Genomic DNA, 14,104 nt, shown 5'->3' with positions numbered 1-14,104 from the left:
TTTTTAATGCTATATATTTTAACACATTTCGCTTATAAATACTATAGTATACTGACATACTGTTGTCATACCCGCCTTTTACCTTTATAGCCTGAATTTTAAAAAACACATTATGAATTTTACATCTTTAAGGATTATTACAGCGGACATACAGCCGCTTATACGGTTTTATGAAAAAGTAACCGGCAGTAAAGCAATACAATATACGGAAGATTTTGCCGAGTTTAAAACAGCACTTGCCACACTTGCTATAGGAAGTACCAAAACGCTGGCGCTATTTGGAGGGGATACTATTGCCCGCCCGGCAAGCAACCAATCGGTTATTTTGGAATTCAGGGTTGATGATGTAGATAAAATCTATGAAGCACAGGCCGAGTTTTTTAATGCCTGTATGGTACAAATGCCAACAACAATGCCTTGGGGAAACCGTTCGCTTTTGGTGCGCGACCCCGATGGCAACCTTGTTAACCTCTTTAACCCCGTTACCGGGGAAGCAAAAACACGGTTAGGGCAGTAAGTAACTTTATAAATTAAAGCAGACCCTTGGAAAAGGCCTGCTTTAATTTTTATACTGCAAAAAATGCTTCCAGTTCCTGTAGTGTTTCGGCAGATGTTTTTATATCTTTTACCAACTGCCCTTTTTGCAATACTACAATGCGGTTGCTTACCTCTATGGTATGGGCCAGGTCATGGCTGGATACTAACAGGGTAACTTCTTTACTTTCTGCCAGTTCTTTAATAATTTTCTTTAACCTGAATTGTGTAGTGGGGTCCAGATTGGCAAAAGGCTCATCTAATATTACTATTTTAGGGTTACCAATAAGCGCACCTATTATGCCCACTTTTTTCTGGTTACCCTTACTCAGGTCGCGCAGGTATTTTTTCTTTCCTAAAATCTCATCATTAAAAAAGTCGGCATGTTTTGCCAGGAAAGCGTCTACTGTTGCTTTGTTCTGCCCGCGAAGATCACCAATAAAATAAAAGTACTCCTCGGCAGTAAGGTAGCCTATTAAAAAAGTATCGTCTATAAAAGCCGAAGTAAACGGTTTCCAGTCTTCGCTTTCGTTTACGCGGATATTGTTAGAGGTTATATAACCTTCAGAAGGTTCTATCAAATCCAGTAACAGGCTGAAAAGTGTGGTTTTGCCCGCACCGTTATTGCCCACCAGGCCAAAACTTTCTCCCTGTGGTATATCTAATCCGTTTATATGTAAAACCGTGGTGCCGTTATATATTTTTTTGAGGTTATGAATTTGTATCATGATGATGGTGTCTTGTTAGTTTATTTGTTTGTAAGCTGCTATGGTACTGTATTTTTCTGATTTATAAATGCGCTCTATAGCCCTGAAAGCCGCCTTGCGGAACACAAGGCCTAAAAAGCCTGCTCCCGCTACAAAGGCAAAACCGGCTATTGGGCTTATAAATGCTGCCCCCGCCCAGTACAGCCCCATGGGCAGTAATAGCTTTGGCAGTCCTATTATGAGGGTTTTAACATTAAAGGCCTGTTTGTTGCCAAAAGCCTGTTTTGCGCTGGCAAGGTCTATCGGGGTTTTTAAATAAGCTCCACCCAGCAGTACTAAAAGTGAATTAACCCCTATATTAAATATAGCGCCGGAAAGTATCATTAAATATATCTCTATACCAAAATAGGCATAAAAAGAACAAAGTAACGTGCTGATAGCCACGGCAATTACCATAAGCCACCATTTGCTGGCAATGTATTGCCGATAAGGTATATTCTGGCTCATCATTAGCGGATAATAAGCACTATCCCAACTGGGTACAAACTGCCCGAAGGTAAACATGAAGCCCCCGGTTACAAATATAGAGGCAAACATTTTCATGGGGGTATTATCATACATTTCTAATGCACCGGTATAAAACGCCAAACCGTAGAAAATAAACAAAACACTCATCATTACCGAGGTTTTGCTGCGCTTATTACGCAATATCAGCTTCAGGTCGTTTTTAAGGAAAGTTGCCATAGTACCAAAACGGTTTAACCATGTAAAATCCTGAGTGCTGGCAACTTCTTCTTTACCCTTCAGGCCGGTATCAAGCCGAAGGTGATTCATATAATATCGGTACGTTATATAATACAGCCCCGCAAATGCCAAAACCGGCAAAACAGCAATAAGGTAATTTTGGTATATGCCATCAAAAAACGGCGCAGTATATAGTGTTACATCAAACAGGCTATAATAAACCGATGCTATAAGGGCAGCCGCAATGGCTAAAAAAAGAACCAGTAAAGCCGTTTTTTTATTCAGCAATATATTAAGCAGGTTATTACAATATACCAGCGCCCACATGGCCAGGAACCATAATATGGTATGGAGCGGGTCTCGCCCGTCAACCAGCATCAGTACAAATATGGGTACAAAGAAAAAGAATGAAAATATATTAAAAACCGAAATAAAGCTTTTGCCCATGGCATAATGCACAATAATGCCCCGCCTTACAGGCAGGGTAAGCAGCGGCCTTATATTCATAACCGGTAATTGCTGCAACAGGAGCCTGATAATTAAATCGAACAGGAAATAATATATAACATAACGGTTTATTATTTCAACAGGGTCTGCATGCATTTCTTCTTTAGGCAACATATAGGCAGCTACCCCGCCTATAAGAAAGGCGGCACAAAAATAAATAGCGCCTAAAATCATAAGTATTTTTATGGCAACGTTAGCACTAAACGATGATGCCCGGGTAAAGGCTTTCCATTCCAGCCAGATAAATTTCTTAAACATTTTAGATGTGGTTTTAATAATAGGTAGCAAAGTACTACGGTATGTTACAGTTTTCTCAGGATTTTTCTATTTCGTATTCAGGATACGTTTCCTTAAGATATTCCTGTGCTTTAGCCGGAATACTGTAAAGCACTACATAGTTATGAAGTATAATAAGCACGGTTATAACCGAGAGGAACCAGTGTAGGTATACATTATGGGCATTATCAATAAACTGTATAAACTGTGTGGCAAAAATTACTACTGTGCTTACCGTAGCCCCTTTATAAATAAGTTCTTCCAGCAACCAGCGTTTACCGGTTTGCTTTACTTTTTTCTCTAAAAAATTGTTACGCTGCTTAAACTTAAACAGGCTGAAACCCTGTATGCTTATAAAAAAGAACATAAAAATATATAGTGTTGGCAATAAAAGCATTAAATGTATGCCAAATACCATAGCCAAGGTAAGCAGTATTTTTGGCAGGGTAAAAAACTCAACAAAGTAACGCCCTAAAAGTTTGGTATACCGCTTGCCCAGCGCTCTTTTTCGCTCTGCCACCACATCGCTAAAGCCATATATGCCAAACTTTTTAAATTCGGCGGCAAGGGCATCTTCAAAATCAGGGTTTTGGTTGTGCTGCCATTGTTCTTCTATACCATTGGCAAGGTGGTCTACCAGTTCGGTTTGCAGGTCGTAATATTCCACAAAATGCTTACGTGTAAAAACATATAACGCGTCAACCTCCCCCGGCGTAAGTTTTTTTGGTGTATTCATTTTAGTAGCTAATTAAAATTGTAAATCGGGATTAGGCTTTTGGTTAACAAGGCTTTGCATATTGCGTATAAATTCTTCCAGTTCTGTAAGGCGGTTCACGGTTTCCTTTTGTCCGCTTTCTGTTAGTTTATAATATTTACGCAGGCGGTTGTCTACCCGCTCCACCTCAACATCCAGCAGGCCTTCGCCCTCCAGCTTGTGCAGTGCAGGGTACAGGGCACCTTCGGTTATATTCAGCTCACCTTTGGTTATCAGCTTTACCTTCTGGGTAATTTCATAGCCATACATGCGGCCATTTTCTTCCAGCAACTTCATAATTATGGTAGTAAGGCTGCCTTTATATAATTGTGAGTTTTTCATTTTTGTTTGATAATTACAGTTACAAAACTATACATAATTTTCTTATGTATAAAATACTTAGGTATAATTTTCACTTTACAATATTTCAGTACCATTACTGGAATATGTATTTTTGCACAAAATTTTATACAATGTCAACATTCAATAAACTCACCATAAAAGATGTGCGCCGCGAAACAGCACAGGCGGTTTCTATTGCTTTTGAAATTCCGGAGCAATTAAAGGATGATTATAATTTTATAGCCGGGCAGTACATTACCATTAAAACCGAATATGAAGGCGAAGAGATACGCAAGGCTTATTCCCTTTGTTCTGCACCGGGCAGCGGGGAACTTCGCGTAGCTATAAAAGCAGTGGCCAAAGGCGGTTTTTCGGTTTTTGCAAATGAGGTACTAAAAGCCGGGGATATTATGGAGGTAAGTACCCCCGAAGGTACTTTTACTTTTGAGCCAAAACAAGAAAGAAGCCGTAATTATGCTGCTTTTGCAGCCGGGAGCGGCATTACCCCTATACTCTCAATAATACAGTCTGCACTACAGGGTGAACCCGAAAGTACTTTTGTACTGGTATATGGTAACAAAACCCCCGAAGACACTATATTTCATGACTTTTTGCACCACCTTCAGGAAAAATACCTGGGGCGTTTTTATGTGCATTTTGTATACAGCCAGTGCCATAAAGAAAACTGCCTGTTTGGTCGCATAGAGCGCTCTGCCGTTAACTTTGTAATTAAAAACAAACATAAGGAAAAAGACTTTGCCAAGTTTTACCTGTGTGGTCCGGAGGAAATGATACATACAGTTAACGATGTGCTTAAAGAGAACAATGTGCCGGAAAAGAAAATAAAATTTGAACTTTTCAGTACCCCGGTTACCGAAAAAACCATAGAGCAGGACCTTAGCGGGCAAACCAAAATTACCGTACTGGTTGATGATGAGGAAACTACCTTTATGATGCCCAAGGAAATAACCATACTTGATGCCGCGCTAAAACAAGGGCTGGATGCCCCCTACTCCTGCCAGGGCGGCATTTGCAGCAGCTGTATGGGCCGTGTTAAATCAGGCACAGCAGAAATGAAGAAAAATGCCATACTTACCGATGGCGAAATTGCACAGGGTTTAATACTTACCTGCCAGGCATTGCCAACATCTGAAGAAATATATATAGACTATGATGATGTATAGGCAACATGCTTATTAGAAAATAAATTTTACATTTGCCCCAAACACTAACCAAATATGCAGGCAGTTAAAAACATAACACGTACCCGTGCACAGGAATCTTCTGCAGCCATAGAGCGGCTGTACATTACCATGAGGCACCTGTTTAACCGGGGGTTTTATAAACCTGTGGGTGTAAGTGGCGAAAGCCTTAGGCATGCATTGCTGTCGCTCCGCCCGGAAATTTACGGCTCTATTGCCGAAGATAAGGCAGAGCTAAACGGGCTGCTGTATGTTATTGAGCGTTTGCCGGTGGGTATAGAGCAATGCCGCTTTATTAACCTTACCTCTAACGAGGGATATTCCAAATCGCATTTTAAAGCTATTGTACCCCCTAAACGAAGGCGTAACTGCTACCGTATAGATGAGGAGCAGATGAATGTGGAAATAACCCGTGGAAGATCTGACATATACGATATTTTAACCCACCTTACTTTTATTTTTATTGAGGCCAGCAAGATAAAGAACCGTGTAATGATTGATGAAAGCGGCGAACTGACCCGCGACTGGATGAAGCTGGAAGAGGTAATTAAACGGGGGGAAATGCTGGAACTGGAAGAGCGCGAAACCACTATAAGCCATCTGAGCAATATACTGGGACGTACGTTTTCTGAAATTATTGATATTTACGGCGCCTTTGCCTCTGCCGATGAGCCCGACCGTTTTTTGCATGTAATATACTGGCTGGGCCGCCTTTCTATAGAAGAGGCACTGGGCCAAGGCAAACGTACCATTACCTTTAGCCCTATATTGCAGGAACGGCTTGGGCACCACATAAATGGTGAAATTTGGGCAAACAGTATAAAGCTGGTATTAAAGCAAAATAACCTGCTGCAGCGCCCCATACACATTATAAGTGCTAACATGCACAGTGTAATGAACTCCATTTTTGCAAAGGCAGCGCTTAAGCCAAAGGCAAAAGCAACAAATGATTTTGCCGTTTTTGAGGAACTGAGCCAGGCAGGCAATAATAACCTGCGCAGCAAAATAGAGCAATATGCCTTGCAAAACGGCATGATAAGCATGCCAGATACCAGCGGTACAAATATAGATGTACAAATATTTGATACAGAAAAAATAGATTTCTCCAAAACAGCTTTTGCAGGCGCAAAATTTACCAGCGATAAGCCCGTTATTATTGTAATGGACTATGCTTTTGGCGAACAGGCTTATGAAACTATTGACGAATTGCTGAAGCCCTATAAAGAAGAAGGGCATAAAACCCTTTTGGACATACAGTCGGTTTCTATAATGGGTAAAGCCGGTATACTTGAGGGCGGCAAAGGCGATATCATGATACCTTCGGCACATATAAATGAAGGTACCGGAGACAATTACCCTTTTGAAAATGAACTCACACCAGAAATGTTTGAGGGTCAGGGCATACCGGTATATAACGGACCTATGGTAACGGTGTTGGGTACCTCTTTACAAAACCGGGACCTGCTACGCTTTTTTAACCAGAGTACCTGGGGCGTTATAGGGTTGGAGATGGAAGGCTCTCATTACCAGAAAGCCATACAGTCGGCATCGAAAATACGTAAAAGCATTACTCCAGATGTTAAAGTACGCTATGCTTACTACGCATCAGATAACCCACTGGAAACAGGCAGCACGCTGGCTTCAGGCGGATTGGGCACAACCGGGGTTAAGCCAACATATCTTATTACTATCAGGATTTTAGAACAAATATTTAATATATAATTTTATATGGCAGCACACCCTAACGGTAGCGGGGAAAAGGAGATCAGCCTTTCGGATATTTCGCTAATGGTAAAAAAGTATCGCGAAAAATTTAATGATACTATTTTTAACGCTATCCTGTTTGTACAACGCTTTATTATTGCTATAGTCATAATACTGGTTGCCGGTATTGCCTATGGTATTTATTTAGACAGCGCCCCAAAGCCATATGACCAGAAAATACTGGTAACACCAAATTTTGAGAGTGTAGATTACCTGTATCAGGAAATTGAAGTAATCAATACAAAATTAAGTGAGCATGACTATGAGTACTTTTCAGGTATTGGTATAAAAAACCCCGGGAGCATTATAAAAATACAAATTGAACCGGTTATTGACATTTATGAATTTATAGATAATGTTGAAGAAAATGAATTGAATGACCGTAAGTTTGAAATTTTCAGGCTTATTGCTGAAAGTGGTGAGATGGATAAGATACTGGAAGATGAAACCACAAGCAAATACTATAAAAACCAAAAGATTGTAATTATAACAGCAGGCAAGGTTTTGGAAGATGAAGTGATAACCCCTTTAATTACGCATTTTAATAATGCCCCTTATTTTCAGGAACTTAAAAAACAGTATAATGAAAACCTGGATAAGCAGATTAAAGAAAATAACCTTACCGTACAGTATATAGATACCTTATTGCGCAATTATTCTGACATGAGGGGTAAAAGCAGTTCTGTATATTTTAGTGATAACAGCGCACTGCACGAAGTTATACGCCAAAAGAGATATACACTGGAGAGCCTGCTTAAAAACCGCATAAATGTTATTAATTATGATAGTGTGGTTAAAGTTGATGCCACTGCTATTAATGTAAAACATAAAGGCCTGCTTATAAACAGGATGAAAATTGTTGTACCCCTGTTCTTCCTTTTTGTTTTTGTATGCTTAATGATGTTTATCAGTTTTTATAAGAGCCAAAAAAAGAGAAGAGAAGCCATTGCCTAAAATAATATACTATGACTTGTACCCCTACTAAACTTGAGGGATGTTTTATAATTGAGCCAAAAGTTATACCCGATGAAAGGGGTTACTTTATGGAAAGTTTTAATGAAAAAGCTTTTGCCGATGCTACGGGGTTGCAGGTACACTTTGTGCAGGATAACCAGTCTTTCAGCTCCAAAGGGGTATTACGCGGTTTGCATTACCAAACAGGAGAATATGCGCAGGCCAAGCTTGTGCGTGTTATTACCGGCAGCGTACTGGATGTAGTGGTAGATATAAGGCCGGAATCTTCAACTTATGGGCAATATATTGCTGTAACGCTTACTGCCGAAAATAAAAAGCAGCTATTTATTCCCCGCGGTTTTGCACACGGCTTTTTGGTTCTGGAAGATGAAACTACCTTTTTTTATAAATGTGATAATTTCTATAATAAGGCATCAGAGGGAGGAATTCATTTTAACGACCCTGAGATAGGTATTGACTGGAATACTGGTGGTATTGACTTAATTATTTCAGAAAAAGACACAGTACTTCCCGGAATAAAAAATGCTAAAAAGGCATGGTAGTACTGGTAACAGGAGCTGCTGGCCAGCTTGGCCAGGCATTACAGGCTATTGCGGCGCAGTATGAAACACTACATTTTTATTTTGCAGGCTCTGCCGAAGCAGATATCACAGATAAAAAAAGCCTTGAAGCTGTTTTTACTGCCGTGAAACCGGATTTTTGCATCAATGCTGCTGCCTATACTGCAGTAGATAAGGCAGAAAATGAAACTGAAAAGGCCTACGCCATAAACGTAACAGGGGCCAAAAATATAGCTGAGGTGTGTAAAAAGCACCATACTACACTGCTACACATTTCTACCGACTTTGTATTTGATGGCACTAAAAACAGGCCGTATACTGAGGAGGACACCACTAACCCCACCAGTGTATATGGAACCACCAAACTGGAAGGCGAAAAAGAAATTCAGCAGTTAACAGATAAGTACTACATCATCCGCACCTCGTGGGTATACTCGCAATTTGGGCATAATTTTATGAAAACCATGCTGCGGCTGGCTGCAGAACGCGATACACTTACCGTAGTGAACGACCAGATTGGCACCCCAACCAATGCGCTAAAACTTGCCGGAGCACTTATAGCTATTATAAACAGCAACAAAAAAGCATACGGAATTTACAACTATAGCGGTGAGGGGCAGTGCTCCTGGTATGATTTTGCCAAAAAAATATTTGAAGTTAACAATGTTATTATAAATTTACAGCCCGTGCCCACCACATCGTTCCCTACGCCTGCAAAACGGCCTGCCTATAGTGTGCTGGATAAAACCAAAATTAAAAATACGTTTGGCATTGCAATAGAGGCATGGGATATTGTTTTGTAAATTTAGGTTTGTTATCCAATATGCTATGCAAAAAACCGCTATAATAATTCCCTGTTACAACGAAGAGAAAAGGCTTGAGAAAGAAAAAGTATTGCTTTTGGCGAATACAGGTGCAGATATATATTTGTGTAATGACGGCAGTACCGATAATACTGCCGGCCTATTACAAACAATAGCGGCAGAATGCAAAAATTGCTTTGTTTTGGATTTTAAAAAAAATACCGGCAAAGGCAATACCGTATACCAAAGCGTACAACATGTTTTAAGCCAAAACCAATATACCCATATTGGTTATTTTGATGCCGACTTTAGTACTCCAGTTTTTGAAATTGAAAGGCTGCTTGCCCTGCAGGAAAGCGAGCCGGAGAAATTTATTATAGGCAGCAGGGTCTTATTGTTAAACCATAACATAAAGCGAAAAAATTTCCGGCATTATATAGGGCGTATCATAATTACGCTTGTTAATTTCAAATTTAAGCTAACCGTTTATGACACCCAGTGCGGGGCCAAGCTTTTTCCTGCAACCATTGCAGCAGTTGCTTTTAATGCGCCTTTTAAAACATCATGGCTTTTTGATGTAGAACTTTTTATACGCCTTAAAAAAAATAACCTGCTGGCATTAGGGAATGAAGTCCCTTTACGGCAATGGACTGATGTTGGAGGGTCTAAACTAGGCATGCAAAGTATTTTTACAGTACTTGCCGAGCTTGTAACTATATACCGCCTATAAATAATAATCTGCATGAAATCAATATCTCAAAAAACGTTTCTGTATGTTTTAACTTTTATAGTTGTTACGGTATTATTTCATTTATGTTACGGGCTGGACGTTTTGGTTCCTACAAACATAAACTGGCTTATGAGTGCCCGCCATGACTGGGGGCAGCATTACCTTGGCTGGGCCTTTTATAAAAATGAACCATGGCATTTTCCGTTAGGTACTATTTCTAATTTTATATATCCGGCGGGCTGTAATGTAGGATTTACTGATTCCATCCCCCTAATTGCTATCCCCTTAAAAATAGTAGCTCCCCTGCTATCAGATGATTTTCAGTACTTAGGTTTATGGATGTATGCCTGCTACTTGCTTACGGCATACTACTGCCTTAAAATTTTTGAACTTTACAATATAAAATTTATTTACCAGCTAATAGGTTTAATTTTAATTGTGGGTAATCCCATGCTTGTGTTCAGGGGCCTTCACCCGTCACTTTGTGCCCATTGGTTACTACTGGCTCCCATATATCTTTATCTTACACCCGCAAACAAAGACAATGTAAAAAGCCTTAATAAAAAACAAATAATACTCTTAGCACTTTCTGCTTTAATACACCCTTACCTTGCGGTTATTGTTTTTTGTTTTAATATCATACTGCCTTTTAAACATTACTTTTATTATAAACTGCTTACCTTAAAGCAAATGCTGCTTTACCCTTTTATTGCGTTACTTAGCACTGGGGCGCTATGGTTTATTGTTGGCGTACTCACTTTTAAAGGCGACACACGGCTGGAAGTGAGCGGCGGTTATGGCTTATATAGTTTTAACCTCAACTCCTTTTATAATCCGTCCGGGTTTTCTTTTTTATTACCGGCCCGACCTTTAATTAATGATTTTCAATATGAGAGTTATATGTATCTGGGGGTAGGCCTCATGGCCATTATAGTTTTAGGGTTCATCTGGCTTATTGTTTCCAGAAAGATGAGCGGCATTATAAAAAACAAAACCTTAATACCATTGTATATAGTAACTTTTTTGTTAACCCTTTTTGCCATTTCGCAAAACGTAACTTATGATGATATTTTATTGTTTGAAGTGCCGGTTCCAAAATTTATAATTAAAATTGGCAATATATTCCGGGCAAGTGCCCGTTTTGCCTGGGTGCTATATTACCTGCTTTGTTTGTTTTTTGTAATAGTAATTGTTAAAGTTAATTTTAATAAATGGGTAAAATTGCCGGTTTTATTAGTATTGTTAGCTGTGCAATTGTATGATATATGGCCTATTTATACGTTTAGGAATTTACCTTATGGTGCCTATCACCCTCCTTTAAATGAAGAAAAATGGAATGAAATATTACCTCATTTTGACAGGATAATTACTTATCCTCCGTTTGAAAATAATCTGCTTACAAGTATGGACTATCAGGACTTATGTTTTCTTGCAGTGAAACATGATATGGCCATAAGCACAGGTTACAGCGCGCGTGTAAACAGGGTTGCAGAACGGGTGTATGATGATTATATTACTACAGCCCTACAAAATAATGTGACAAAAAGTAATGAACTTTATATTACCACACCTGAATATATTGAGGCATTTAATGTACCCATTAGTAACAAAACACTCCAATTAATTGAGTTGGATAATTACTACCTATTATATAACAGCAATAAAAAAATTGGCGATTTTAATAAAAGTACTGCCGCTACTATTGCTATTAAAGAAAAACTTGACCAACCGTTAAAAAAGGTTACCAGTGAGATTAAACCTGTTGTCAAAATTACACTGCCCAAAACCAACCCTTTACAAAAAGGTTATATTGATGATAATATAGATGCCGTAGATTATATACTTATAAGCGGATGGACAATTTTAAGAAAAGAAAATTCTGACGGGCAAAAAATCAAAGTGTTTTTCTATAATGATAAAGATTGCTATGCAATTGAAACCGATCCTGTGGTAAGGGAAGATGTAACAGCGGCTTATAAAGATGACAGGGTTAATTATAACAACAGTGGCTTTAATACAAAAATAAATAAATCGTTATTGCCAAGTGGTGAGTATACTATTGGGATAATAGTAACAACTAAAAATAATAAAACCTATGGACTAATTACAAAAAACACTGTTACCATACAGTAGCTATATTATATCCTTAAATACCAACTTTAAAAGTATAATTACTACTTCTGTTTTTAATTTATAATATTCTATAAAATAAAAACTAGTGTCTTTAAAAAAGATCTGCGTATAATTATGAAGAATAAACGATTAATATAAAAAATTAATTTTCTGAAGTTTTATATGTTAAAATTGATATTAAGATGATTTTACTAATTAAACAAAACAAATGGCTCTTTCTGATAATGTCTTTAGCAATATTTTTAAGACTTTATAAAATTGATTTTCAGAGCCTTTGGATGGATGAAATTTACACTTTAAATGTAACAAATCCTAAATTTAGCCTAACAGAGCTTAATCAAAATATATATATTTCAGAAGCATTTCCTTATCTTTATTATTATCTCCTACGTTTAGTATATTTTTTCTTTGGCTATAGTGCTTTAATTGTGCGACTGGTTTCGGCAATCTCAGGTATTTGTACGGTTTATTATATTTACTCTTTTGGAAAACATCTCTTTATAAAAAGTTTTGGGTTAATAGCTTCGTTTTTGTTAGCTATAAATGAAGTTCATATACAATATTCACAAGAAGCGAGACCCTATGCGTTGTATATTTTGTTTACTGTACTTGCTTTTTACAGACTTTCTATTTTTATAAAAAATACAAATTTAAAAAATGCACTATGGTATGCATTTTTTGCGGCTTTAATGCTAAATTTTAATTTTTTTGCACTACTTAATCTGTTTTCTCAAGGTCTAATTTTATTAGCCTTTATAATCATTAAGCCCAAGAGCAAAAAAATAAATTTATTCAAATTAAGTGCGCTTTCACTAATAATTGCTCTTTTGCTATTTGTACATAATATCCCGATTATAAAAGTTGTCTTGAATTATACATCTTTTTGGGTACCTGCCCCTACCTCAAATTCTTTTTTATTATTATTTAGTGAATTTTTAGGTAGTTCTGAAACAACCGTATTTATATTTGGGACATTAATATTATATTTTTTTGTTGTCCTTTTTAACTCTGATTTTCAGTTTGATAAAATTAAAAATTTATATGATAACGCTTTAATTTATACTTCATTTATTTGTTTTTTTTGGTTTATTGGTTTCTTTTCAATTGTAATGGTCAAATCCTACATTGGCACATCTGTAATTCTATTGCGCTATTTTCTTAGCCTGCTTCCTGTATTAATATTAATAATTTCTATGGGGCTACATTCTATAAAAAATTCAATAACTAAAATTGGAATACTTCTGATAATATCAATATTTACAATTATAAACCTTACGGTTATAAAAAAATATTACTCCCTGCCCCATAAATCACAATACCGTGAAGTTTCTCAATTTATTATAAAAAACAACACTAATAATGTACCCGTATATACAAGCCTGAAGAATATGTATGGCTATTATTTAAATGATGAAACTAACATACTCATTAAAAATACTTTAGAAGGGCACATTAGAGAAATGATGGCCGATAGTACAAAAATTGCACCTTTTTGGTATGCCGATGCCCATGTAAGACCTTATGCTTTATCTAATGATTATGAAGCTTTTCTCAATAAGTATTTTACCATGGATACGAACTTTAATGGATTTGATGCCTGGACACGTTATTATTCTTTAAAAAATGAGAAAAGCCAATTGGATATTAAAAAGTTTTATCCCTTAAAAAATACTAATGGTAATGATGCTTTATACAATTTTGATTCATTTACTTTTGATGGCTCTGTACTCACTACGTGGGGATGGGCATTTACAGTCAATCAGGATGCTACTGAATCCCGTATAAGCGTGGTACTTATAAAAGATGATGTTGCACATCAAGTTGAGACACAAAGCACAAAAAGACCTGATGTGACTGCCTCCCGCAATAATGAATTTGATCTTGACAATTCTGGATTTGAAGTGAAACAAAAATTAACTAACATTATTAAGCCAGGAGTGTATACACTAGGTATTTATATAAAAAATAGCGCTCAACAAACAGAATCATTAATTGTAACCGATAAAATCATTACTTTACCTTAATTAACAAAGCCATTGAAGTATTATCAAATGAAAGATAATGTTGTTATAT

At 37.4% G+C, this 14,104-nt stretch carries 13 protein-coding genes; 9 read left to right on the top strand and 4 right to left on the bottom strand.

Annotated features, from left to right (window positions below; all coding sequences use genetic code 11):
• Positions 1 to 112 precede the first annotated feature (112 nt).
• On the top strand, positions 113 to 517 hold the full coding sequence (locus ABS766_RS12355; protein ID WP_408085486.1) for a VOC family protein: 405 nt from the start codon (positions 113 to 115) through the stop codon (positions 515 to 517).
• 49 nt (positions 518 to 566) lie between these two features.
• Here ABS766_RS12355 and ABS766_RS12350 read toward each other — a convergent pair whose 3' ends face one another.
• From ABS766_RS12350 to ABS766_RS12335, 4 genes are read right to left on the bottom strand one after another with little or no spacing between them, the layout of a single operon-like run.
• Entirely contained in the window at positions 567 to 1,262 is a 696-nt protein-coding gene (locus ABS766_RS12350) for an ABC transporter ATP-binding protein (protein ID WP_408085485.1), read from the bottom strand.
• Positions 1,263 to 1,277: 15 nt separating this feature from the next.
• Positions 1,278 to 2,750, bottom strand: a complete 1,473-nt coding sequence (locus ABS766_RS12345; RefSeq protein WP_408085484.1) for a DUF5687 family protein — start codon at positions 2,748 to 2,750, stop codon at positions 1,278 to 1,280.
• A gap of 55 nt (positions 2,751 to 2,805) precedes the next feature.
• On the bottom strand, positions 2,806 to 3,504 hold the full coding sequence (locus ABS766_RS12340) for a hypothetical protein (protein ID WP_408085482.1): 699 nt from the start codon (positions 3,502 to 3,504) through the stop codon (positions 2,806 to 2,808).
• Between the two features lie 12 nt (positions 3,505 to 3,516).
• Positions 3,517 to 3,864 carry a PadR family transcriptional regulator gene (locus tag ABS766_RS12335; protein WP_408085481.1) on the bottom strand — a complete coding sequence of 116 codons (348 nt, stop codon included), beginning with the start codon at positions 3,862 to 3,864 and terminating at the stop codon, positions 3,517 to 3,519.
• Positions 3,865 to 3,995: 131 nt separating this feature from the next.
• Between ABS766_RS12335 and ABS766_RS12330 the strand changes: the two genes are divergently transcribed.
• From ABS766_RS12330 to ABS766_RS12295, 8 genes are all read left to right on the top strand, one after another.
• Positions 3,996 to 5,048 (top strand): 2Fe-2S iron-sulfur cluster-binding protein, encoded by a 1,053-nt coding sequence (locus ABS766_RS12330; RefSeq protein WP_408085480.1) that lies wholly within the window; start codon positions 3,996 to 3,998, stop codon positions 5,046 to 5,048.
• A 54-nt stretch (positions 5,049 to 5,102) separates the two neighbouring features.
• Positions 5,103 to 6,788, top strand: a complete 1,686-nt coding sequence (locus ABS766_RS12325) for a DUF6909 family protein (protein WP_408085479.1) — start codon at positions 5,103 to 5,105, stop codon at positions 6,786 to 6,788.
• A 6-nt stretch (positions 6,789 to 6,794) separates the two neighbouring features.
• A complete protein-coding gene (locus ABS766_RS12320) occupies positions 6,795 to 7,784 on the top strand; it encodes a hypothetical protein (protein ID WP_408085478.1) in 990 nt (329 codons plus the stop codon).
• 11 nt (positions 7,785 to 7,795) lie between these two features.
• A complete protein-coding gene (gene rfbC / locus ABS766_RS12315; protein ID WP_408085477.1) occupies positions 7,796 to 8,347 on the top strand; it encodes a dTDP-4-dehydrorhamnose 3,5-epimerase in 552 nt (183 codons plus the stop codon).
• Positions 8,341 to 9,168: a dTDP-4-dehydrorhamnose reductase gene (rfbD, locus tag ABS766_RS12310; RefSeq protein WP_408085476.1), complete on the top strand. Its 828-nt coding sequence runs from the start codon at positions 8,341 to 8,343 to the stop codon at positions 9,166 to 9,168. Before rfbC ends, rfbD begins: the two co-directional genes overlap by 7 nt.
• Positions 9,169 to 9,193: 25 nt before the next feature.
• Positions 9,194 to 9,898 (top strand): glycosyltransferase, encoded by a 705-nt coding sequence (locus ABS766_RS12305; RefSeq protein WP_408085475.1) that lies wholly within the window; start codon positions 9,194 to 9,196, stop codon positions 9,896 to 9,898.
• A gap of 12 nt (positions 9,899 to 9,910) precedes the next feature.
• The gene (locus ABS766_RS12300) at positions 9,911 to 12,031 is read left to right on the top strand and encodes a DUF6311 domain-containing protein (RefSeq protein WP_408085473.1); all 2,121 of its coding nucleotides are present in this window, start codon (positions 9,911 to 9,913) and stop codon (positions 12,029 to 12,031) included.
• Between the two features lie 224 nt (positions 12,032 to 12,255).
• On the top strand, positions 12,256 to 14,055 hold the full coding sequence (locus tag ABS766_RS12295; protein ID WP_408085472.1) for a glycosyltransferase family 39 protein: 1,800 nt from the start codon (positions 12,256 to 12,258) through the stop codon (positions 14,053 to 14,055).
• Positions 14,056 to 14,104 lie beyond the last annotated feature (49 nt).

It is taken from the genome of Flavobacterium rhizosphaerae (assembly GCF_046000445.1).
Lineage (GTDB): Bacteria > Bacteroidota > Bacteroidia > Flavobacteriales > Flavobacteriaceae > Flavobacterium > Flavobacterium rhizosphaerae.
This window is presented reverse-complemented; position numbering and strand designations above follow the sequence as displayed.